Origin of the sequence: Acinetobacter sp. WCHA55, assembly GCF_002165305.2 — a bacterium.
Classification (GTDB): domain Bacteria; phylum Pseudomonadota; class Gammaproteobacteria; order Pseudomonadales; family Moraxellaceae; genus Acinetobacter.
Genome location: NZ_CP032286.1, coordinates 1,728,027 through 1,749,728 on the forward strand (window position 1 = coordinate 1,728,027; position 21,702 = coordinate 1,749,728).

A 21,702-nucleotide genomic window follows, 5' to 3' on the forward strand; every position below is an offset into this window, starting at 1 on the left:
TCAGCCATGTCAAACCACAATGTTGCACTTCAATTTGAAGATGGCGTAACGCGTTTTATTACCGTGACTCAAGGTGAGTCTTTATCAGATGCCGCTTACCGCCAAAAAATTAACATTCCGCTAGACTGCCGTGATGGTGCATGTGGGACTTGCCGCGCTTTTTGCGAATCTGGTCGTTATGACATGCCTGAAGAGACGTATATTGAAGATGCGTTAACACCAGAAGAAGCGGAACAAGGCTATATTTTGGCTTGCCAATGCCGTCCGACCTCAGATGCCGTATTCCAAATTCAAGCATCATCTGAAGTTTGCAAAACCGAAATTCACCAGTATCAAGGCACTTTAGTCGCTGTCGAAAATTTATCAGAATCGACCATTACTTTTGATATTCAGCTCGATGAAGGCCAACCTGACATTCACTTCCTTGCCGGTCAATATGTCAACGTCGGCATTCCAGAGACAGCGGAAACGCGTTCATATTCATTTAGCTCGAAACCGGGCAACCGTTTAACTGGTTTCGTGGTTCGTAATGTGCCGAATGGCAAAATGAGTAGCTTTTTAAGTGGTGCTGCCAAAGTGGGCGACAAAATGACGTTTACTGGTCCATTTGGTAGTTTTTACCTGCGTAATGTGGTTCGTCCTGTGGTTATGCTTGCAGGCGGTACTGGTATTGCACCCTTTATGTCTATGTTACAAACTTTAGAAGAAAAAGGCGCTGAACACCCTGTTCGTTTAGTGTTTGGTGTTACCAATGATTTCGACTTAGTGGCTTTAGAACAGCTCAATGCTCTTCAAGCCAAACTGCCATGGTTTGAATATCGTACTGTGGTTGCAAGTCCAGACTCTGCACATGAGCGTAAAGGTTACGTTACTGGGCACATTGACAATGAATGGCTCAATGGCGGTGATGTTGATGTCTACCTCTGTGGTCCTGTCCCTATGGTCGATGCTGTTCGTGGTTGGTTAGATAGCGAAGGCGTAAAGCCTGCAAACTTCCTGTTTGAAAAATTCTCTGCAAACTGATTGGGGCTACTTATCATGTCTGATCGTCAAAGATTTTTAAACAAAGTCGTGATTGTGACTGGTGCAGCTCAAGGCATTGGTCGCGGTGTTGCCCTCCAAGTGGCTGACGAAGGTGCGCAAGTTGTTTTAGCTGACTTATCTGACTATGTCGATGAAACATTAGCAGAAATTGAAGCGAAACAAGGTGATGCAATAACAGTCAAAGCCAATCTTGAAACCTTTGCAGGCGCACAAAGTGTTGTAGATAAAGCACTTGAAATCTATGGCCGCGTTGATGTACTCATCAATAATGTCGGTGGTGCGATTTGGATGAAGCCCTTTGACGAATTTTCTGAAGAAGAAATCATCAAAGAAGTGAATCGCTCATTATTTCCAACGCTGTGGTGTTGTCGAGCAGTGTTACCTGAAATGATTAAAAATCAGAAAGGTACAATTGTAAATGTGTCTTCTATTGCGACTCGTGGCATTAACCGTGTGCCTTATTCGGCTTCCAAAGGTGGGGTCAACGCCCTTACTGCATCGCTGGCTTTTGAACATGCTAAAGATGGGATCCGAGTGAATGCAGTCGCTACAGGTGGAACCGAAGCGCCGCCACGCAAAGTACCACGCAATGCAAATCCACTGTCTGAAAATGAAAAAGCGTGGATGCAGCAAGTGGTCGATCAAACCATTGATCGTAGTTTTATGAACCGTTATGGCACGATTCAGGAACAAGTAAATGCAATTGTATTCCTTGCTTCAGATGATTCGTCATATATGACAGGTACAGTTGTTCCTGTAGGCGGTGGCGATCAAGGCTAATTGATCGTCACAAAACTTTATATACAGGATCATGTCTGCATGGAGGCAAATGAATGGCTACCCTGTTTAAAACTTTGAAAGAAGATTGGTCTATTTCAGCCACTGTCGCAGGATTTTTGGCCGTGCTGATTTCCTATTCAGGGCCACTCATTATCTTCTTTCAGGCTGCGCAACAAGCTCAGGTTTCCCCGACCATGATGATTTCATGGATTTGGGGTATTTCTATTGGTGCAGCCGTGGCAGGGATCTTCCTTTCCATTAAGTTTAAAGTCCCCGTAATTACCGCATGGTCTGCGCCGGGTACAGCTTTATTGGTCACACTGTTCCCAAATATTAGCCTGAATGAAGCTGTAGCCGCTTATATCACCTCAGCAGTGGTAATTTTCCTGATCGGGATCAGTGGTTACTTCGATAAATTATTGAAATGGATTCCGCAGTCGGTAGCCGCGGGGATGATGGCAGGTATTTTATTTCAGTTTGGTTTAGGCCTATTTAGCGCAACGAACAGTATGCCGATTATTGTGTTTAGCATGCTGTTTGTCTTTTTAGTCGCAAAACGAATTTCACCACGCTATAGCATGCTTTGGGTTCTGCTTTCAGGTGTGGCCTTGAGCTTTGGGCTTGGTGAAATGAATGCAGTGAGTTTAGATTTTCAACTTGCTATTCCTCAATTCATCAGTCCCGAATGGACTTGGCACTCCACCTTAAACCTTGCCCTGCCTTTAATTTTAGTCAGCCTGACAGGACAGTTTTTACCAGGCATGGCCATCATGAAACTGAGCGGTTACGACATGCCTGCCAAGCCGATTATTACCACCACTAGTATTGCTTCTTTAGCTGTTGCATGTGTCGGCGGTATCACCATTGTTTTAGCGTCGATTACGGCTGCACTGTGCATGGGCAAAGATGCGCATGAGTTAAAAGAAAAACGCTATATCGCAGGCGTTGCTAACGGCATTTTCTATATTTTAGGTGGTTTGTTCGCAGGCAGTATCGTTCTGCTCTTCAGCTTGCTGCCAAAAGAGCTTGTTGCTGCTTTGGCTGGCTTGGCTTTATTGGGAGCGATTTCAACCAATATTGCTGTAGCCATGAAAGATGAATCTCAACGCGATTCTGCCCTCATTACCTTTTTGGCTACAGCTTCAGGTATGCATTTTTTAGGCCTAAGTTCAGTTTTTTGGGGCATCGTCATTGGTTTAACTGCGCATCTGATTTTAACCAAACGTAGTCCTGAAGTTTCAGCTTTAGCTTCACGCTCCAATTCAAGTTCTAAAAGTTAATAGGTACGCTGTACCTAGGACAATATTATGATTGATAAAAGTTCAGCTTCTTTAACAGAAGCACTTTCGCAAATAAAGGATGGCTCAACCATTATGATTGGTGGTTTTGGCACAGCAGGACAACCTGCTGAACTGATTGATGGCTTGATTCAACTCGGGATCAAAGACCTCACTATCGTCAGTAACAATGCTGGCAATGGCGACTATGGGTTAGCCAAGCTCCTCAAAGCGGGTGCTGTGAAAAAAGTTATTTGTTCGTTCCCACGTCAGTCCGACTCTTGGGTCTTCGATGAACTCTATCGTGCAGGCAAAATTGAGTTAGAGCTGGTGCCTCAAGGTAACTTGGCCTGTCGTATCCAAGCCGCAGGTATGGGACTGGGTGCAGTCTTCACGCCTACAGGCTACGGTACTTTATTGGCCGAAGGCAAAGAAACCCGTCACATCGACGGTAAAGATTATGTACTGGAATATCCAATCAAAGCCGATTTTGCTCTGATTAAAGCTCAGCAAGGCGACCGTTGGGGTAACTTGGTCTACCGCAAATCGGCACGTAACTTCGGCCCGATTATGGCGATGGCTGCCAGTGTGACCATTGCACAAGTCTCTGAAGTGGTGGACTTAGGGGCTTTAGACCCTGAACACATCATCACCGCAGGTATTTTTGTTCAACACGTGGTGCAGGTTCAACCTGAACCTGTTGCTGTGTAATCGGGAGAACATCATGAGCTATCAAAAACTCAGCCGTAACCAAATTGCAGAACGTGTGGCACAAGACATTCCCGATGGGGCTTATGTGAATCTTGGGATTGGCTTACCGACCAAGATTGCCAGTTATCTACCGTCAGACAAAGACGTGTTCTTACATTCTGAAAATGGCTTATTGGCTTTTGGTCCACCGCCAGCCGCAGGTGAAGAAGACCCTGAACTGATCAACGCAGGGAAAGAATATGTGACCATGCTGCAAGGCGGTGCCTTTTTCCATCATGGGGATTCTTTTGCCATGATGCGTGGTGGTCACTTAGATATAGCCGTCCTCGGTGCCTTTCAAGTCGCAGCCAATGGTGACTTGGCCAATTGGCATACTGGTGCACCTGATGCGATTCCTGCGGTTGGCGGTGCAATGGACTTAGCGGTCGGTGCCAAGAAAGTCTTTATCACCACCGACCATGTGACCAAACAAGGTGAACCGAAGATCGTGGCTGAACTGAGCTATCCAGCGACAGGTTTGAAGTGTGTAGACCGTATTTATACCGACCTGTGTGTGATTGATGTCACCGCAGAGGGTTTAAAAGTGATTGAGAAAGTCGACGGTTTAAGCTTTGCAGAATTGCAGGCCATGACGGGTGCAACTTTAGTGGATGCGACGCAGGAATAATAAATCTCCCCTAACCCCTCTTTAAAAAGAGGGGAACTCCTCCCTTTGATAAAGGGAGGTTGGGAGGGATTTTAGATAAAGGGAAAATGAAATATGAAAAACGCTTACATCATTGATGCCATCCGTACTCCATTCGGCCGTTATGCGGGTGGTTTAGCCCCAGTTCGTGCCGATGACTTGGGTGCAGTGCCAATTCAAGCCTTGATGCAACGCAATCCAACAGTGGATTGGACTCAAGTCGATGACGTGATCTACGGCTGCGCCAACCAAGCGGGTGAAGACAACCGTAATGTGGGTCGTATGTCGGCATTACTTGCTGGCTTACCGGTTGAAGTTCCTGCCACGACTGTGAATCGCTTATGTGGCTCATCACTCGATGCGATTGCCATGGCAGCCCGTGCCATTAAAGCAGGTGAAGCCAACCTGATCATTGCCGGTGGTGTGGAAAGTATGTCACGCGCACCCTTTGTCATGGGCAAATCAGAAACAGCCTATGGACGTAGCCAGAAGATTGAAGACACTACTATGGGCTGGCGTTTTATCAATCCAAAGCTGAAAGCCATGTATGGTGTAGAAACCATGCCACAAACCGCAGAGAATGTGGCACAACAATTTAAGATTGATCGTGCAGATCAAGACCAGTTTGCCTTGACGAGTCAAAAGCGCACAGCAACCGCGCAAGCTCAAGGCTTTTTTAAACATGAGATCATCCCGGTGAGTATTGCTCAGCGTAAGGGTGATCCGATTGTGATCAACACGGATGAACATCCACGTGCATCGACCACTTTAGAAGGTTTGGCGAAACTGAAGCCAGTCGTTACAGCAGAAGGCACCGTCACAGCGGGAAACGCGTCAGGCATCAATGACGGTGCTGCTGCTGTACTGATTGCTTCAGCAGCAGCAGTAGAACAATACCAACTTAAACCCCGTGCCAAGATTATTGCCTCTACGGCTGTAGGGGTTGAACCTCGCATCATGGGCTTTGCCCCAGCACCTGCAATCAAGAAATTACTGAAACAAGCCAATCTCACCATCGAGCAGATGAATGTGATTGAGCTGAATGAAGCCTTTGCCGCACAGGCATTGGCGGTGACCCGTGATTTGGGTTTGGCAGATGATACGACTCAGGTCAATCCGAATGGTGGTGCGATTGCGATTGGTCATCCACTGGGTGCTTCAGGTGCTCGCTTAGTCACCACGGCTTTAAACCAGTTAGAACAGACGGGTGGCACTTATGCACTGTGTTCAATGTGTATTGGGGTTGGTCAAGGTATTGCGTTGATTATTCAGCGGGTTTAACTCTCCTTCTAATCTGACGTGGTGTTTCTGCTCATAACACGTTTTGCTGATAACAACAGTAGAAACACTGAAAATTTTTAATGAATTAAGGAAGAACTTATGCCAAGTTTTACTTCAAATAATGCCGAAATTCACTATCAGACCTTTGGTGACTCAAAAAATCCCGCGATCGTTTTTTCAAACTCGCTAGGCACAAACTTCAACATGTGGAAACCACAAATTAATTTTTTCCAGAAAAATTATTTCGTGATTTGCTATGACACTCGTGGGCATGGTCAGTCTTCTGCACCTCAAGGACCTTATGATATTGAACTACTTGGTCTAGACCTGATACATTTACTGGATCATTTAAACATTGAGAAAGCCATTTTTTGTGGTATTTCAATGGGCGGACTTACAGGTCAGTGGTTAGTCATTCATAAACCTGAACGTTTTCACCGCGCCATTGTATGTAATACCTCAGCCAAAATTGGCAATGAACAATCATGGAATGATCGCGCGTCATTAGTACGTACCCAAGGTTTAGAACCCATTGCATCGACGGCTGCGAGCCGTTGGTTTACCGAACCCTTTATCCAAAGCAACGCAGCAACTGTAGCAGCGCTTTCAAACGACTTAGGTGCTGGCAGCCCAGAAGGTTATGCGAGCTGCTGTGAAGCTTTGGCTAAAGCGGATTTACGTGAAAAACTCGAAAGTATTCACGTACCTTTACTTGTGATTGCAGGGCGTAAAGATCCAGTAACAACAGTCTCAGATGCACAATACATGGTAAATCACATTCGAAGTAGTGCCCTATTTGAAATCGATGCCTCTCATATTTCAAATATCGAACAGCCCAAAGCCTTCAATCAGGCTATCTTAGACTTTATTGCTTAATACGTTAGATCTGAACTCAAAACAGCCCAAAATGGGCTGTTATTTTTTTATTTAAAGAAAACGATAAGAATGCGTAAAAGTAGTTATTATAAAGATGTTGGCTTTGGCTCATTCTATTGTTCATCTTAAAATCATCAAAACTCAAAAACTGTATATAAAACAAACTGAAATTATTATGATTTCAAAATTATATCTTCAGAATTTCATTTATTGCCAATCCTAAACTCACTAGATCCCATCATGTAAAGCCTAATTTACATAGCTAAAATGAGCAAAATAGCCAATCATTTTTTTTATAAATTTTCTCGCACAGCGAAAGGCCATACGCAATAGGAGGATATTTTTCAATACATTCTGCGACTCAGCAATTTTTCTACAGTCTTTTACTTATTTAACAGCAAAATTTCTCAGCGAGGAGGATGCTGAAAAGCCCCTTTAAAAAGCTGAATTCATCTCTTACTGTTGCACGTTTTTTTGTTTTTTTTCTAAAAGATCGCGACTTCATCTCAATAGACGTTAACAACAGACAAAATCATCCATATACACTTTCACGTAACAAGTTGATGTTTTAATTGATGAAAGTGATATTTCTCAAGTTCAATATTGATTCAATAAAGCTAAGCAACTAAATTAATCATGGTCGTCAAGCCAACCAAAAGAGCTAGAATAAATTGATCTGATCATGCACAGATACAAACCATATCAGACTTCAGTTTTATTTTGATATACATTTTAGCCATATAAGAATTGATCTAGATGGGATGCAGACTGAGCGACCGACTCAAGAATCTGAGTTGCCCTCTTTTTAAGACTTGAGTTGCAATTGTGGCAAAAACGAAAACAAATCTGCTGCTTTTGGTCAATTTGGCTTACAATGTAAAAAAGAGTAATAATCCGAAAATTTGTAATCTTTTAACATTGCCAATTCCTTGCAAAATTCACATTATATTGCCGAAGTTTGGCACTAAGCATCTACGTCAATTCAAACAAACTATAAAAAAAATGTAGAACTTTATGCCATAATACGCAAACTTTGCAGCCATCTTGCAAAGATTTATTGCAATTTATAAATGGAGCAAGCTAAATGAGTTCGACCATTTTGGTTATTCATGGACCGAATCTAAATTTGCTAGGAATGCGTGAACCAGAAGTCTATGGTTCTCTAACGCTGAATGACATCAATCAGCAACTCATTGCACAAGCTGAAAATGCTTCAATTTCTCTCGACACTTTCCAAAGTAATTGGGAAGGTGCCATTGTCGACCGTATTCATCAAGCCCAAGCAGATGGCATCCAATTTATTATTATTAATCCAGCTGCACTCACGCATACCTCTGTTGCTCTACGTGATGCTCTACTTGGTGTGGCCATACCATTTATTGAAGTTCATTTATCGAATGTTCATGCGCGTGAAGCGTTTAGACATCATTCATATTTATCAGATAAAGCCGTTGGCGTTATTTGTGGCTTAGGTGCTCAAGGTTATAGCGCTGCGCTCAATTACGCTCTCACTAAAATTCAACCCTCTACGCAATCATAATTAGGAATACTGTCACATGGATATTCGTAAAATCAAGAAACTCATCGACCTGATGATTGAATCTGACTTACAAGCGATTGAAGTTAAAGAAGGCGATCAATCGATTGCACTGACTCGTCGTAGTCCAGTTGTTGCAGCTGGTGCTCCTGTTGCTATGGCAGCTCCTGTTGCTCAAGCTCCAGTGGCTAAAACACCACGTGGCGCAGTAGAAACGTCTCCAATGGTTGGTGTGTTCTACGCGGCTCCAAGCCCAGGTGAAGCACCATTTGTTAAAGTTGGTCAAACAATCACTGCTGGTGAGACACTTGGTATTATCGAAGCAATGAAAATCATGAACCCGATTGAAGCAACTCAAAGCGGTGTGGTTGAAGAAATTTTAGTGAAAAACGGCGAAGTGATCCAATTCGGTCAACCATTATTCCGCTATCGCGCGTAATAGACGGGGACTCATAATGTTGCAAAAAGTTTTAATTGCAAACCGTGGTGAAATTGCCCTGCGCATCACCCGTGCCTGCAAAACTTTAGGGATTAAGACTGTAGGGATCTATTCAGATGCCGACAAAGACTTAATGCACCTACGTTTTGTAGACGAAGCTGTATGTATTGGACCAGGTGCGAGCAGTGAAAGCTACTTGAATATTCCTGCAATTATTACAGCAGCTGAAATTTCAGGTGCAGATGCCATTCACCCAGGTTATGGCTTCTTATCAGAAAATGCTGAATTTGCTGAAATTGTAGAAAATTCTGGTTTCATTTTTATTGGACCACGCCCTGAACACATCCGTTTGATGGGTAACAAAGTTTCTGCCATTACTGCAATGCGTAAAGCAGGTGTACCAACCGTACCGGGTTCTGCAAATGCGGTTACACCCCAAAATGCGCTGGCTGAAGCTAAGGAAATTGGTTTCCCATTGATCGTGAAAGCTGCTTCTGGTGGTGGTGGTCGTGGTATGCGTATTGTAGAACGTGTCGACACCCTGCTTGAATCAGTTCAAGCTGCACAGCGTGATGCTGAAATGTGGTTTGGCGATGACACGGTGTATATGGAACGTTTCCTGCAAAAACCTCGTCACGTTGAAGTTCAAGTTCTTGCTGACGGTAATGGCCACGCGATTCACCTTTATGACCGTGACTGCTCTTTACAGCGTCGCCATCAGAAAGTGTTAGAGGAAGCGCCAGCGCCGAATTTACCTGAACAAGCACGTGCTGACATTTTAGAAGCTTGCGTAAATGCTTGTAAATTAATGCAGTACCGCGGTGCAGGTACATTCGAGTTCTTGTTTGAAGATGGTGAATTCTTCTTTATTGAGATGAATACACGTGTTCAAGTTGAGCACCCTGTAACTGAAATGGTGACAGGTATCGACATTATTGAACAACAGCTCCGCATTGCTGGTGGTTTAGGTCTTGAAATTGAACAAAATCAAGTTGAAGTCAAAGGCCATGCGATTGAATGTCGTATCAATGCTGAAGACCCTACGACCTTTTTACCTTCACCAGGTAAAATTGAGAATTTTTATGTGCCAGGTGGTGCAGGTATTCGTCTTGATTCACATATCTATCAAGACTATAGCATTCCACCATACTATGACTCGATGATTGCAAAGCTGATTGCACATGGTAAGGATCGTAAAACATCACTTGCTCGCATGCGTCAAGCGCTTGATGAAATGATTTTGACTGGTATTAAAACCAATATTCCATTACACAAAGATTTGATTCTTCAAGATGAAAAATTCTGTGAACAAGCAATGGATATTCACTACCTTGAAAAGCATTTGTTAAAGCAAATTGAAGGTAATCAAGACAAATAATTGTCTTGATCCTTAAATAAAAAAACCACGATTTATCGCGGTTTTTTTATTTACTTAGATTAGCATTTGAAGTGCAACACCATGTTGTTGCCATAATACCTGACTCGGACTTTTAAAGCTGAGTCTTTTTCTTGGGCGATGATTTAAACGTTGAGTGATTTCTGAGATATATTCATCCGTATAGGCATTTAAATTACTGCCTTTTTTAATGTATTGTCTGATTAAACCATTTGTATTTTCATTCGTGCCTCGTTGCCAAGCGCTATAAGGATCAGCAAAATACCAGTCTAGTTCTAATTCTTGAGCAACATACTTATGCAGACTGAACTCCTTACCATTATCTGCGGTAATAGTCTTTAGCTGATCTTTGATTGGCTTAAGAAGGCTGATGGTTGTTTGGCAAATTTCCTCTGCCTTGCGTGAGCTACACTTTTTCAGCCATAAATAACCTGTCTTCCGATCCACAATAGAGACCAATGATTGCTGATGGTTCTTACCAACAATCGTATCTATTTCCAGATCACCAAAGCGATTCCGCCGCTCAATCTCGATAGGTCTGTCATGAATGCTTTTACGATTACTCAGCTGACCACGGGTTTCAGGAGAGCCGTATTTCCTCTTTCTTTGATTTCTGAAACGTAGGTGATGAAAGAGTGTACCGCCATTGTTTTTATCCTGTCGTATAAAGCGATAAATTGAATGCAAACTGACTGGAACATGAGAAGCAATCTGTTCAGGACTCCATTGAAGATCAAGATAAGAGATGACATGTGCCCACATTTCACAAGGGATTCTTTTAGGATTAGGACAATGTCGTCTTCGAGCTACTTTATTGGCATGTTTAGCGAAATAGCCATTTCTAGCTCGATTACGTTTGATTTCTCTAGAAATGGTTGAAGGTGAACGATTCAGTCTCCAAGCGATATAACGTTTAGAAAAACCTTCACGTAACAATGTATAAATCTGATATCGTTCTTCTTGGGTAAGATGAGTATAGTTCATGATGCAACTTTGACTTTGGTCGGTCGGAAGCAAAATGCTAGCTCATCTTGCTTCTTTCCAATAATTTAATCTCTGTTGCACTTCATTTGAGAATCTAAGTTATAAAACAATTTAACTAAGGTAATACACGACGTAGCGTTGCAAAGCATTGCTGTGCTTTATCATTAGCACAAAAATTAATGATCGATGGACCTTGCCATTTCACAAAATACTGAGACATTTCACCTGTCTGATCTTCTTGCGATCCAGAACAATCTACTTGGTTATTGTCAAATTTAACTTGTAAAATCAAAGCAGGCAGTTGCACATTTTTGTCGGTTGATGGTTGGTAATCGTAAATTCCGGTAGACCATTCTTCCCCACTTTTAATCACAACATCACTATTACTTTTAAAATTATAGTATTCAACGCATTTACGATTATTTGGAATTTCCATTCCCCATAAGCCCACAATTTCAGGGCGAGTCGTTACACGAATATTATTTTGATTTGATGCTTGAGTATCCTCAGTCTGACTTGGCGTATTTGCCATAATCACTGATGAAGTTAACATGAATAACATGCCGAGTAATGTTTTTTTCATACAAGCCATAATGTTTTTAAGCGTCTCACTAAATTAGCATATTTTGATTCAAAACATCATTTTATAACCATTTCATAACAATCTATTTTTTGTTATGGGTTGTAATCTTAATTTAACAAAACGATTCATTGCCAGCACCAGATAAATCCTATTTTCAAAATAAAAAAAAGACCGCTTAAGCAGTCTTTTTTGTAGGGAGAAATATTGGACTTTAGGCGACAGGCGCCAGTGTAAACAGCACCTGACCTGTCTTTACCGTTTGCCCTTTTTCAATGGTAATGGTCTCAACCTTCATCCGTTCAGGTGCAATAATAGGAATTTCAATTTTCATGGCTTCAATCACAGCCAAAGTTGCTCCTTCTTCCACTATGTCTCCTGAGTTACATTCAATTTTCCAAATAGAACCAGGCATGTGCGACTCGACTGCACAACCACCTTCAGGAATTTGAATTTCACTGTCATCTAAAACAGTATCTAGACTTTCAGAAACATATTCAGCCAAACCAGCCTCATGCCAGCGACGGCGTTCATCTTCAAAGTTCGCTTGCTGCACCGCTTTAAAACTCGAAATGGATTCCGCATTTTCAATGAGGAAGTCATTGTATTCTTTTAGATTTAATACCCCATCTTCTACACGAAGCTTTAAACGCCCCGCTTTAAAGTCTGCCCGCATTTGCATCAGTTCTGTTTCAGACACTTCATAAAATTTAATTTGATCAAAGAAGCGCAGTAGCCATGGTTTTCCTTGTTCAAAGTCGGGGTTTTTGCGGTAACGACTCCACATTTGGGTTGTACGTCCAACAAACTGATAACCGCCGGGGCCTTCCATGCCATAGACACACATATACGCTCCACCAATGCCGACTGCATTTTCAGGTGTCCATGTACGTGCAGGATTATATTTGGTCGTCACTAAACGATGACGTGGGTCAAGCGGCGTTGCCACGGGTGCTCCCAAGTACACATCTCCCAAGCCCATCACCAAATAATTGGTACTATATACAACATCCTTCACCGCTTGTTTTGACTCTAGTCCATTGATGCGACGAATAAACTCAATATTGTCAGGACACCACGGAGCATCAGGACGTACTGTTTGCATATAGCGCTCAGTTGCCAGCTGGGTTTGCGAGTCTTCCCAAGCCAAAGGTAAATAGACTGTACGCGACGGCACTTCCATTGCGGTCACGTCAGGCAATTCACTTTCTGCTTTCTGCAAAAGAGCCAATAAGTGTTTTTGATCTAGTTTTAATGAGTCAAAGTGAATTTGTAGCGAACGAATTCCTGGGGTTAAATCAATAATTCCTTCGATACTTTGACCTTTGACCCATTGCATTAAAGCATGAATACGGAAACGTAAATTGAGGTCTAAGACCAACTCTCCGTATTCAATCAATAAATAACTGTTCCCTGCGGGACGATAGGTTACATCAGGTGCAGCATTCACACCTTTTAGAGTCGCCAAAACTGCGTCTGAGAGTGTGTCCATTTCAGCATGGAAGCTTGGGTCAAAATCTACATTTTCAGCCGTATCTACTGTTAACGTTGCGCTATATTTTTGATTCAATACATGCGCTTGATCATAAGAAACTGGGATAAATTTAACTTTATCGCCCGCTTTAAGCTGACCAATTTTCCATAGTTCTGAACTAACCACTACCGCTGGGCAAACGAACCCCCCTAAGCTTGGGCCATCGGGTCCTAAAATAATTGGCATATCTCCAGTGAAATCAATCGCACCAATGGCATAAGCATTATCATGAATATTCGAAGGGTGTAGTCCTGCCTCACCACCATCGGCACGTGCCCATTCAGGTTTTTCACCGACTAAGCGGATGCCTGTACGACTTGAGTTAAAGTGAATTTCAAACTCTTGCTCAAAGAAGCGCTCAATATCGCGTTTGGTGAAAAAGTCAGGCGCTCCATGCGGTCCGTACATCACCGCGATGTTCCAAGTATTACTAAAGCTTGGTACTTGTGCTGCGCTGAGTGCAACAGTTTCTGCGGAGGTATAGGCTGTAATGGGCAACATATCTCCAATGAGTAAATTGCGTCCTGCATGACCACCAAACTGACCTAAAGTAAAAGTCGCTTGTGAGCCTAAGTAAGCAGGCACATTGAACCCGCCTTTAATGCCAATATAACTACGACAACCTGTGGTAATTTTACCCGTTTTAAGAATTTGCCCTTTTTTAACATTGATGGTCTGCCACATAGCAACATCAACACCATCCAATGTTGCAAGAATGTCGCCACCCGTAATCACGATTTGGCTATCACAGTGAAACTTTAAAGTTGGGCCTTGTAATGTACATTCTAGCCCTGCCGTATTAAATGGATTCCCCAATAGTTGATTAGCTACATTTAAAGACAAAGGATCAATCGCACCCGATGGTGGAACACCAACATCCCAGTAACCCAAACGACCATTGACGTCTTGTATTGAGGTTTGGATACCTGCTTGTAATACCTCAATTTTTTGGGTTTTCCATGCAAAAGTATTTAAAAAACGTGTGGTCTGTGTGCCTGTTTTAAACACTTCACAGTCAATAATGTTTTGTAAATACTCAAGATTGGTTTCAATTCCTGCCACTGAGGTTTTTGCCAAAGTATCACTCATGGCCTGAATTGCACTTTCACGGTTCTCACAGGTCACAATGATTTTGGCAATCATCGGATCATAAAAGGAAGATACATTTGAACCTGTTTCCACCCATGTTTCATTGCGTGCTTGTGGGTCAAAGTCGACATAAGTCAGCAAGCCTGCACTAGGTTGAAAGTTCTTAATTGGATCTTCGGCATATAAACGGACTTGAATCGAATGGCCTTTAGATTTAAGCACCTCTGTTGGTGCAGTCCAGTCACCGCTACCTAAAGTGACCATCCATTCCACAAGGTCTACACCAAACACTTGCTCGGTCACACCATGTTCAACTTGCAACCGTGTATTCACCTCTAAGAAATAGAATTTTTGGGTGTCAGTATCCATCACAAATTCAACCGTACCTGCCGAACGGTAATTCACTGACTGCATCAGTTGAATTGCAACACCTTGAATATAATCACGTTGTTCATCATTTAAATGCGGTGCTGGAGTTTCCTCAATTACTTTCTGATTACGGCGCTGTACTGAACAGTCCCGCTCTCCCAAAGCCAAAATCAAACCTTTACCATCCCCAAAGATTTGGACTTCAATATGCCGCGCATTTTGCACAAACTTTTCTAAATACAAACCTGCATCTTTAAAATTGGCTTGTGCCAAATAAGATACGGTTGCATAAGCATCTTTCAACTCAACTTCGTTCCACACCAAACGCATACCAATACCGCCACCACCTGCGGTACTTTTCAGCATAACGGGATAGCCGATACGATTTGCTTCGATCAATGCTTCCGCTTCGTCTGCTAAAAGCTGGCTACCCGGTAACAATGGCACATCCGCCTGAATGGCAAGTTCACGTGCGGTATGCTTTAAACCAAAACTACGCATTTGTGCAGAATTTGGCCCTAAAAACACAATGCCCTGTGACTCGCACAAGTCACAAAATTCGGCATTTTCAGACAGGAATCCATAACCCGGATGAATAGCTTCAGCACCCGTCTCTTTGGCAACCTGTAAAATTTTTTCAATATTTAAATAACTTTGACTGGCTGGGCTATCACCAATAAATACCGCTTCATCAGCCAAAGTCACATGCAAGGAATCACGGTCTGCTTCTGAATACACTGCAACAGACTGAATGCCTAAATTCTTTAATGTCCGAATTACTCGGCAGGCAATTGCACCACGGTTGGCAATGAGAACTTTTTTAAACATGCAGATTACTCCTTGCCTTCACGTACAATCAGTTGAATTTTGGTCGGGTTATAGGCATTACATGGATTGTTCAGCTGCGGGCAGTTAGAAATCAGCACGATAAGATCCATCTCCGCTTGAATTTCAACATATTTACCAGGCGCTGATATTCCATCATCAAATTTGAGATGTCCCTCACTGCTCACAGGAACATTCATAAAGAAATTAATATTCGGCCCAATATGACGAACATTCAGTCCATGCTTTTTCGCAATTGGGTGCAAAGCTAAAGCTGTCATAAAGTTATTGCGACAGCTGTGCATCGGAAATGTGTCGTGTGCATAACGTACGGTGTTACTTTCACATGAACAAGCGCCACCCAAGGTGTCATGACGACCACAGTTATCATCATGGATCGTGGCGATTTTATTGCCATAGTTGGTATATAGAGCTGTGCCTTTTTCGAGATAAATCTGCTGGTTAATAGCTAAAGTATCAGTTGCACTGTAACGCTCTTCAGGGTTACTCGCAGAAATAAATAAAGTATCGACCGCTTGGTTGCCTTCGAGATCAATAATGCAGAAATACTGCCCTTGCTTGACTTCACCCATCCATGCCTCACCCGCTGGACAGACTTCATTCAAAACAGCTTGATCAAATGCTTGTAAACTGGTCATGCGTACTCTCCTCGGGCTTAAACAGCATCAAATGCGTAATAACGCGCGTTGTTTTGAAAACCGCGTTGGTTTTGTGGGCATGAGTCACGACAAATATCATGTGCTGTTAAAGTGGAGGCTTTGAATAAACTCATTTGAATATTGGCAGGCTGATATTTTACAACTTGGCTTAAACCATGTGGTGCGGCAGATAAGAACACCAAACAGTCCATCTCAAAACGCAGTTCAATGATTTGATGGGTATTGTCAGTATCAACATAAGATAAGTTGCCCGCATCATCAGGACAAACTTTAGAGAATAGGTTGACCGTAGCTGACAGGTCGGCTTGACCTAATGAAAACTTGGTCATTTCAAGTAACAGACTGTCTCGTCCACTCCGATACATCTCATTTCTTGCATCTTGAAAAGTTTGAGTGCCGAATTGTTTTTGGATTTGTTCTGTGCGGCTCGGACCACATAAGGCATCATTCCAACCATGATCGTCTTGAACAATTGAGGCCATAACCCGACCTAAGTCTGAATACAGCACATGTCCTGCACTTAGAAATGCCGTATGCTGTGCCTTTAAGCTATCTGGCATATTAAAGCGTTCAAGCTTGTCTTCGCTGTTGACACAGAAAAGTGAAACGTTAGCTTGTGCTCCCAATGCTCTGAACTGTAACACTGTGCCGCGTTGAATACGCCCAGACCAGTGATGCCCACCCGGTAAAAGTTCAGTCCATAGTGCGTTATCGTCGTGATAAGTTATTGTGCTCATGCGCTTCTGCCTAAATCGTAACTGTTTACCTCCCGGGCTTTTATCCCTCCGTGTAGTTCTTACGAACCGTGAACTCTCGGTCGCAGACATACATCAAAAATGTATCGGAACCCTAGATCACTCTTTCAGATTAGATAATGCAAAGGCTGTGCCAATCTAGTGTTACGATTTTTAAACTTCGTAATACTATTTATGAGCAATAAATGGGCACTTTAGATTTCAAGCACGCATATTTTCGCTATACGCACTAAAAAGCATCAAATTTTAAGAATTACTTCATTAAAATTTCATGGAACATGTGACGCAGCCACTGATGACTGGTTTTATGATGGCAGGACATATGCCAATATTGCTTCACCCCATAACTTGGGAAGGCAATTGGCGCATTAAAGATCTTTAAATTGCCACGTGAAAGTAGAACTTCACTCAAATAGTATGGAACTGTGGCGATTGCATCTGTTTCTTGTACCACCAAGCCTACCCCCAAATAGCTCGGTAAACGCATTAAAATATCACGCTTTAGTTCTAAATTAAGCAGTTCGTTTTCAATATGGTAATGTCCCATCCCTGCATCAATATCGATATGTGACTCAGCCAAGTACTGCGCTGTGCTGATACTGTCCCCTGTCAAACGCGGATGATCTTTGGCGGCAATCACCACGTAATACTGCTCGAACAGTTGCTGCTGATAAAAGCCATTTTCCAATTGAGGTAAAAAACCCAGTGCCAAATCAATCTCCCCATTGGCCATTTGATAACTGGTTTCAGAGGTGATCGGACGGATATTCAAACGAATATGAGGCGCATGTTTCTTTAAGTATTGCGAAATTTTCGGCAATAGCACCAAATGCGAAACATCGGTCATGGCCAAACTAAACTGTTGCTGTGAAGTCGCTTGGTCAAAATCAATCGTGAAGTTATTGATGATTTCAACCTTGTTTAAAGCTTCACTGACCAATGGAAATAGCTGTTTCGACAGTTCAGTTGGCACCATTTCATTGCCAATCCGCAAAAACAGCGGATCATTATAATGTTGGCGAATTTTATTCAGAATGTTACTCACCGTCGGTTGACTCATTTCTAGATGATCAGCCGCCAGTGACACACTTTTAAACTTATAAACGTAAAAAAAGATACTGAGTAATTTACAGTCCAGTTCAAACACGAAAAAAATGTTCCTTATATGTATGGTGATGGTAGACGATCCATCATCTACCCATTATAGCGATGATCCAATGCTCAAAACTTACTTTTATAAGCATCTGGGTTAATATCAGACATTTCAGCAATAAAAGCACATTAATTATACCTTTAGCTGTACTGAACAATGGATGCTTTTCCTGAACATTTATGTCGCATGATCTGTACGTATATTACATAACAAAAAAGGTCCGAATCAATCGAACCTTTGATGAAATCAACCATGCCGAATTATAGATATTTAAATCATTTTTCCAGTAGCCGCAGTAAGGATATTAAAGTTTTAGTCTAGCAACTCTACTGCAATAGCAGTCGCCTCACCACCACCGATACATAAAGCAGCTACACCCTTTTTCCCACCAGTACGTTTCAAAGCATGCAGTAAAGTCACGATAATACGAGAACCAGATGAACCCAATGGATGGCCAAGTGCACAAGCGCCACCATTCACATTGACTTTGGCAGGGTCTAAGTGAAAACCATCAATGGCAAGCATTGTGACCATCGCAAAAGCTTCATTGACTTCCCACAGGTCCACATCACTCGCAGACCAGCCTGCTTTGGCTAAAACTTTCTCAATGGCACCTACAGGTGCAATGGTGAACTCAGATGGATGCTGAGAATTACCTGCATAAGCCGCAACTTTTGCCAATGGTTTTAGACCACGCGCGTCAGCAACTTCGGATGAAGTTACAACCAATGCAGAAGCCCCATCCGAAATAGAGCTCGAATTTGCCGCGGTAATCGTGCCGTCTTTTTTAAATGCCGGACGTAAAGTTGGAATTTTATCCACTTTGGCATTGAGTGGCTGTTCATCCTGATCAACTACAACATCACCTTTACGGCTACTCACCGTCACAGGCACGATTTCATCTTTAAAGTAGCCACCTTGAATCGCAGCAACGGCTTTATTTAAGGAACCAATGGCATACTGATCCTGCTGTTCACGGGTATAGCCTTTTTTATCTGCTATTTCTTGAGCAAGGACACCCATCGACAGACCTGTTTCAGCATCTTCCAAACCTTCTTGGAACATGTGATCAGTTGTTTTACCATGCCCCATACGATATCCCGCGCGTGCTTTTTCAAGTAAGTACGGCGCATTTGACATTGATTCCATACCACCCGCCACCACAATCTCGGCTGAACCTGCTTTAATCGCGTCAGCCGCTTGCATAACGGCTTTCATCCCCGAGCCACAAATTTTATTGATGGTTGTTGCACCTGTTGAGTCTGGTAGACCTGCCATGCGCATTGCTTGACGTGCAGGGCCCTGTTTAAGCCCCGCTGGAAGGACACAACCAAAAATGACTTCGTCTACATCAGCAGGTTGTAAGCCAGAACGGTTTAGCACTTCTTTAATTGTCACCGCACCAAGTTCAGGTGCTGTACAGCTTGACAGTGAACCCTGAAAACCACCCATTGCTGTACGTACACCGTCTACAATAACAATCATTTTCTATTTCATCCTTTTTTGCAGTTTATTTGCTTTAAGCCCAATTAAGAGACTTAAAAACATTCCCTATCTATTTTTTCATATTACAAAAGGGTTAATCGTTTCAGATCTTATTTTAATGTTTTTCATAGTGCTACCGTCTCAAAGCGAGTCATCTATAAAGACATTAAAATAAACACACGTGAATAAAACATCTATCCACATGACAGATGATCTATTTATCAACCCACAATGCATTCAAGGCCTCAGCACTAAAGGTTCTCGTCTTTAAGAACACAGTGGCTATACTGACAATAGTGTAAAAATCACGAAAAAGGAATGCAATGGCCCAAATTTGATCTCTAGAGATCAAATTTATGGACAAAAATGCGAAAATGCATCTGAATTTATTTCTATTGTTGAACAAGTGGATATTTTTAAAGCGATTGTAGTAATATCCAAGACCTTAGTTGAATTTAAATATTGAACCGAGTTAAATAGCCTCTCTATAGTTCTCATAAAATATACTGGAAAAGCCAATGACTTCAGTACGCCAACAGAATTTTCTATTACGCAAAGAGAAAATTTTAGCTATGGCTGAGACTTTGTTATTAGATAATAATCAAGACATCACCTTAAGCGAATTAGCAACGGAACTCGATATTGCAAAGGGTACAATTTACAAGCATTTCAAAAGTAAAAATCAACTTTATTTAGAGTTGATCATCTTGAATGAAACTCGTCTGCTAGAAATTTCTCAAAAACATAACAACGATATTAAAACGTATGTTTCCGAATACATGCTTTATAATATGTTGAACTCTAACCGTACGATTTTACTGCACGTTATTGAAGAACGTTTAACCAATAACGAACGTAAACTCAAAGAGCTTTTTGAGAAACTCTACCAAATACGTGAACAACGTATTATTGAAATTAAAGACATGACCTCTGACTACTTAAAGTCTTTAGACAGCGCAATGTCCATTCGTGACTATTTATCTTATGTATGGACAGTGACCTATGGTGCGTCATTGTTACTCAATTCAACGCATTATCAAAAATCAATCGGTTCACGTGAGCGTCTGATTAAACTGTACGTCAACCAAGCCCTCATGACACCCGATAAAATTTCACACGCAGCCCTTTAAGCTTCTAAAACGGCATAAAAAAAGCTAAACATTTTATGTTTAGCTTTTTTTTCATACAGCAAATTAGTCTGCAGAAATATCTTCAAACAAAACTGAAGATAAATAACGCTCACCACCATCAGGTAAAATCACCACAATAGTTTTACCTGCATTTTCAGGACGTGCAGCAAGTTCAGCTGCTGCTGCCATCGCGGCACCGCTTGAAATACCCACCAAAATACCCTCTTGACTTGCTGTTTTTCGCGCCCAATCAATTGCTGTTCCAGCATCAATTGGCATCACTTCATCGACCAAATCAAGGTCTAAGTTTTTAGGAATAAAGTTAGCGCCAATGCCCTGAATCTTATGTGGTCCAGGTGTTAAGGTTTCGCCACGTTTAGTTTGCCCTATAATCGGCGACTCAGCAGGTTCTACCGCAACTGAGTACAAGGCTTGTTTTTTTACTTTCTCAAAATAACTTGAAATCCCAGAAATCGTACCGCCTGTTCCAACACCAGCAACTAAAATATCAACTTTACCACCTGTTGCTTCCCAAATTTCAGGGCCTGTAGTTGCTTCATGGATAGCTGGGTTTGCTGGATTTTCAAACTGTTGTGGTAAGAAATAAGTTTCTGGGTTTTCATCTACTAAACGTTGTGCTTCTTCTACCGCACCACGCATGCCTTTTGCAGGGTCGGTAAGCACCAAGTTAGCACCCAAAGCTTTCATTACTTTACGGCGTTCGATACTCATACTTGATGGCATAGTCAGGGTTAATGCATAACCTTTTGCCGCAGCAACAAATGCCAAAGCAATCCCTGTATTCCCACTGGTAGGCTCTACGATGTGCATTCCCTCTTTAAGTACACCACGTGCTTCAGCATCTGCAATAAGTGCGGCCCCGATACGGCATTTGACTGAAAATGCTGGGTTACGGCTTTCAACTTTGGCTAAAACGGTTGCTGGGCTTTGTATAATTCGGTTGATACGAACCAATGGGGTATTACCAATCGCTTCTGCGTTATTACTATAAACCGCTATCCCTAAATTATGAGGCGTTGGAAAAGCTGAATCCGTAGTCATAGCAATGTTTCCTATGTTGTTTTTAATGAT

Annotated in this window: 19 protein-coding genes and 1 riboswitch; of the genes, 11 read left to right on the forward strand and 8 right to left on the reverse strand. The window is 42.2% G+C overall.

All coding sequences use genetic code 11. The features are described 5' to 3' along the window. Positions 1–6: 6 nt before the first annotated feature. The 10 genes from benC to accC all read left to right on the forward strand — a co-directional run bounded on the left by benC (position 7) and on the right by accC (position 10,008). A complete protein-coding gene (gene benC, locus CDG62_RS11205) occupies positions 7–1,023 on the forward strand; it encodes a benzoate 1,2-dioxygenase electron transfer component BenC (protein WP_087527500.1) in 1,017 nt (338 codons plus the stop codon). Between the two features lie 15 nt (positions 1,024–1,038). Next, entirely contained in the window at positions 1,039–1,824 is a 786-nt protein-coding gene (gene benD / locus CDG62_RS11210; RefSeq protein WP_087527486.1) for a benzoate diol dehydrogenase BenD, read from the forward strand. Between the two features lie 53 nt (positions 1,825–1,877). Further along, positions 1,878–3,104, forward strand: a complete 1,227-nt coding sequence (benE, locus tag CDG62_RS11215; protein WP_087527487.1) for a benzoate/H(+) symporter BenE — start codon at positions 1,878–1,880, stop codon at positions 3,102–3,104. Between the two features lie 27 nt (positions 3,105–3,131). After that, a complete protein-coding gene (locus tag CDG62_RS11220; RefSeq protein ID WP_087527488.1) occupies positions 3,132–3,812 on the forward strand; it encodes a 3-oxoacid CoA-transferase subunit A in 681 nt (226 codons plus the stop codon). A gap of 13 nt (positions 3,813–3,825) precedes the next feature. Continuing rightward, the gene (locus CDG62_RS11225) at positions 3,826–4,479 is read left to right on the forward strand and encodes a 3-oxoacid CoA-transferase subunit B (RefSeq protein WP_087527489.1); all 654 of its coding nucleotides are present in this window, start codon (positions 3,826–3,828) and stop codon (positions 4,477–4,479) included. A gap of 93 nt (positions 4,480–4,572) precedes the next feature. Beyond that, positions 4,573–5,778, forward strand: a complete 1,206-nt coding sequence (gene pcaF / locus CDG62_RS11230; protein WP_087527490.1) for a 3-oxoadipyl-CoA thiolase — start codon at positions 4,573–4,575, stop codon at positions 5,776–5,778. A gap of 99 nt (positions 5,779–5,877) precedes the next feature. After that, positions 5,878–6,654, forward strand: coding sequence for a 3-oxoadipate enol-lactonase (pcaD, locus tag CDG62_RS11235; protein WP_087527491.1), 777 nt, complete (start codon positions 5,878–5,880; stop codon positions 6,652–6,654). Between the two features lie 1,084 nt (positions 6,655–7,738). Beyond that, positions 7,739–8,194 carry a type II 3-dehydroquinate dehydratase gene (aroQ, locus tag CDG62_RS11240; RefSeq protein ID WP_087527492.1) on the forward strand — a complete coding sequence of 152 codons (456 nt, stop codon included), beginning with the start codon at positions 7,739–7,741 and terminating at the stop codon, positions 8,192–8,194. A 16-nt stretch (positions 8,195–8,210) separates the two neighbouring features. Further along, a complete protein-coding gene (gene accB, locus CDG62_RS11245) occupies positions 8,211–8,630 on the forward strand; it encodes an acetyl-CoA carboxylase biotin carboxyl carrier protein (RefSeq protein ID WP_087527493.1) in 420 nt (139 codons plus the stop codon). Between the two features lie 16 nt (positions 8,631–8,646). After that, positions 8,647–10,008 carry an acetyl-CoA carboxylase biotin carboxylase subunit gene (gene accC, locus CDG62_RS11250; RefSeq protein WP_087527494.1) on the forward strand — a complete coding sequence of 454 codons (1,362 nt, stop codon included), beginning with the start codon at positions 8,647–8,649 and terminating at the stop codon, positions 10,006–10,008. Between the two features lie 54 nt (positions 10,009–10,062). On the opposite strand, the gene CDG62_RS11255 is transcribed toward accC, so the two are convergent. The 7 genes from CDG62_RS11255 to CDG62_RS11285 all read right to left on the reverse strand — a co-directional run bounded on the left by CDG62_RS11255 (position 10,063) and on the right by CDG62_RS11285 (position 19,480). Continuing rightward, a complete protein-coding gene (locus CDG62_RS11255; RefSeq protein ID WP_119496091.1) occupies positions 10,063–11,010 on the reverse strand; it encodes an IS30 family transposase in 948 nt (315 codons plus the stop codon). Positions 11,011–11,125: 115 nt separating this feature from the next. Further along, positions 11,126–11,563, reverse strand: coding sequence for a hypothetical protein (locus CDG62_RS11260; RefSeq protein ID WP_228254385.1), 438 nt, complete (start codon positions 11,561–11,563; stop codon positions 11,126–11,128). Positions 11,564–11,804: 241 nt separating this feature from the next. Next, a complete protein-coding gene (gene uca / locus CDG62_RS11265; protein ID WP_087528102.1) occupies positions 11,805–15,410 on the reverse strand; it encodes an urea carboxylase in 3,606 nt (1,201 codons plus the stop codon). Between the two features lie 5 nt (positions 15,411–15,415). Further along, positions 15,416–16,066 carry an urea amidolyase associated protein UAAP2 gene (locus tag CDG62_RS11270; protein WP_087528101.1) on the reverse strand — a complete coding sequence of 217 codons (651 nt, stop codon included), beginning with the start codon at positions 16,064–16,066 and terminating at the stop codon, positions 15,416–15,418. Positions 16,067–16,083: 17 nt separating this feature from the next. Beyond that, positions 16,084–16,824: an urea amidolyase associated protein UAAP1 gene (locus CDG62_RS11275; RefSeq protein ID WP_087528100.1), complete on the reverse strand. Its 741-nt coding sequence runs from the start codon at positions 16,822–16,824 to the stop codon at positions 16,084–16,086. 27 nt (positions 16,825–16,851) lie between these two features. After that, a riboswitch (guanidine-I (ykkC/yxkD leader) is annotated at positions 16,852–16,951 on the reverse strand. 144 nt (positions 16,952–17,095) lie between these two features. Further along, on the reverse strand, positions 17,096–17,989 hold the full coding sequence (locus CDG62_RS11280) for a LysR substrate-binding domain-containing protein (protein WP_004979763.1): 894 nt from the start codon (positions 17,987–17,989) through the stop codon (positions 17,096–17,098). Between the two features lie 318 nt (positions 17,990–18,307). After that, positions 18,308–19,480 carry a thiolase family protein gene (locus CDG62_RS11285; protein WP_087528099.1) on the reverse strand — a complete coding sequence of 391 codons (1,173 nt, stop codon included), beginning with the start codon at positions 19,478–19,480 and terminating at the stop codon, positions 18,308–18,310. A 518-nt stretch (positions 19,481–19,998) separates the two neighbouring features. Between CDG62_RS11285 and CDG62_RS11290 the strand changes: the two genes are divergently transcribed. Then, the gene (locus CDG62_RS11290; RefSeq protein ID WP_004693224.1) at positions 19,999–20,610 is read left to right on the forward strand and encodes a TetR/AcrR family transcriptional regulator; all 612 of its coding nucleotides are present in this window, start codon (positions 19,999–20,001) and stop codon (positions 20,608–20,610) included. A 63-nt stretch (positions 20,611–20,673) separates the two neighbouring features. Here the strand turns inward: CDG62_RS11290 and cysK are convergent, their stop codons facing one another. Then, positions 20,674–21,672 (reverse strand): cysteine synthase A, encoded by a 999-nt coding sequence (cysK, locus tag CDG62_RS11295; protein ID WP_087528098.1) that lies wholly within the window; start codon positions 21,670–21,672, stop codon positions 20,674–20,676. Positions 21,673–21,702 lie beyond the last annotated feature (30 nt).

What these genes read in the sequence shown, in the direction of transcription:
- benC (WP_087527500.1), top strand. Translation starts at nt 7, where the DNA reads ATGTCAAACCACAATGTTGCACTTCAATTTGAAGATGGCGTAACGCGT.
- benD (WP_087527486.1), top strand. Translation starts at nt 1,039, where the DNA reads ATGTCTGATCGTCAAAGATTTTTAAACAAAGTCGTGATTGTGACTGGT.
- benE (WP_087527487.1), top strand. Translation starts at nt 1,878, where the DNA reads ATGGCTACCCTGTTTAAAACTTTGAAAGAAGATTGGTCTATTTCAGCC.
- CDG62_RS11220 (WP_087527488.1), top strand. Translation starts at nt 3,132, where the DNA reads ATGATTGATAAAAGTTCAGCTTCTTTAACAGAAGCACTTTCGCAAATA.
- CDG62_RS11225 (WP_087527489.1), top strand. Translation starts at nt 3,826, where the DNA reads ATGAGCTATCAAAAACTCAGCCGTAACCAAATTGCAGAACGTGTGGCA.
- pcaF (WP_087527490.1), top strand. Translation starts at nt 4,573, where the DNA reads ATGAAAAACGCTTACATCATTGATGCCATCCGTACTCCATTCGGCCGT.
- pcaD (WP_087527491.1), top strand. Translation starts at nt 5,878, where the DNA reads ATGCCAAGTTTTACTTCAAATAATGCCGAAATTCACTATCAGACCTTT.
- aroQ (WP_087527492.1), top strand. Translation starts at nt 7,739, where the DNA reads ATGAGTTCGACCATTTTGGTTATTCATGGACCGAATCTAAATTTGCTA.
- accB (WP_087527493.1), top strand. Translation starts at nt 8,211, where the DNA reads ATGGATATTCGTAAAATCAAGAAACTCATCGACCTGATGATTGAATCT.
- accC (WP_087527494.1), top strand. Translation starts at nt 8,647, where the DNA reads ATGTTGCAAAAAGTTTTAATTGCAAACCGTGGTGAAATTGCCCTGCGC.
- CDG62_RS11255 (WP_119496091.1), bottom strand. Translation starts at nt 11,010, where the DNA reads ATGAACTATACTCATCTTACCCAAGAAGAACGATATCAGATTTATACA.
- CDG62_RS11260 (WP_228254385.1), bottom strand. Translation starts at nt 11,563, where the DNA reads ATGTTAACTTCATCAGTGATTATGGCAAATACGCCAAGTCAGACTGAG.
- uca (WP_087528102.1), bottom strand. Translation starts at nt 15,410, where the DNA reads ATGTTTAAAAAAGTTCTCATTGCCAACCGTGGTGCAATTGCCTGCCGA.
- CDG62_RS11270 (WP_087528101.1), bottom strand. Translation starts at nt 16,066, where the DNA reads ATGACCAGTTTACAAGCATTTGATCAAGCTGTTTTGAATGAAGTCTGT.
- CDG62_RS11275 (WP_087528100.1), bottom strand. Translation starts at nt 16,824, where the DNA reads ATGAGCACAATAACTTATCACGACGATAACGCACTATGGACTGAACTT.
- CDG62_RS11285 (WP_087528099.1), bottom strand. Translation starts at nt 19,480, where the DNA reads ATGATTGTTATTGTAGACGGTGTACGTACAGCAATGGGTGGTTTTCAG.
- CDG62_RS11290 (WP_004693224.1), top strand. Translation starts at nt 19,999, where the DNA reads ATGACTTCAGTACGCCAACAGAATTTTCTATTACGCAAAGAGAAAATT.
- cysK (WP_087528098.1), bottom strand. Translation starts at nt 21,672, where the DNA reads ATGACTACGGATTCAGCTTTTCCAACGCCTCATAATTTAGGGATAGCG.